This is a genomic window from Streptomyces sp. YIM 98790, from assembly GCF_011421595.1.
Taxonomy (GTDB): Bacteria; Actinomycetota; Actinomycetes; order Streptomycetales; family Streptomycetaceae; genus Streptomyces.
On the sequence record NZ_WTLH01000404.1, the window covers coordinates 1 to 627 of the forward strand.

A 627-nucleotide genomic window follows, 5' to 3' on the forward strand; every position below is an offset into this window, starting at 1 on the left:
GCGGCGAGCGCGGCGGGCCCGGGCACCGCCGTGACCCCCCACAGCGCCGCCGCCCAGACCGTGCCGGGCAGGCCCGGCAGCACGCCGCCCCCGGCCGACACGGTCAGCACCACGGCGTTCAGCGCTCCGGTGGCCGCGCAGAGCAGCGCCGCCGCCACCGCCCAGACGGTGAGCTTGGCCGCCAGCAGGCCGAGCCGCCGGCGCACCGGCACCTGGGCGAGGGCCAGTGCCGGATAGCGGCACTCCTGACCCAGGGAGAGGGCGCCCAGCGCCCCGGCGGCCAGCGCGGCCGGCGGGACCGGAAGCTGCTGCGGCCACCCGGCCAGCACCCGCACGGCGGGGCCGCCCCCGGCGGCGGCCATCGCCAGCCCGGTGGCCACCCCGGCCAGCAGGCCGAGCAGCAGCAGCCACCGTCCGCTGCGCACCCCGGCCCAGCGCCGGATCTCGTACCTGATCCCCCATCCCGCTCCGGGGCCGGGCGGAGCGGGGGCGGGACGGTCCGCGGCGGCATGGCCGGCAGCGGCGGTGACCGGGGCGTCGTGGTCGGGGCCGGGGTCCGCGGCATCCTCTCCGCCGCCGGCCCAGGCCGGGGGGTGCCCGGTCCCGGTCGCGGGCCCGGGGGCCGCC

Annotated in this window: 1 pseudogene; it reads right to left on the reverse strand. The window is 82.5% G+C overall.

Annotated features, from left to right (window positions below):
* Positions 1 to 627 (reverse strand): annotated as a pseudogene (locus GQS09_RS28865) (ABC transporter ATP-binding protein); the annotation flags it as partial.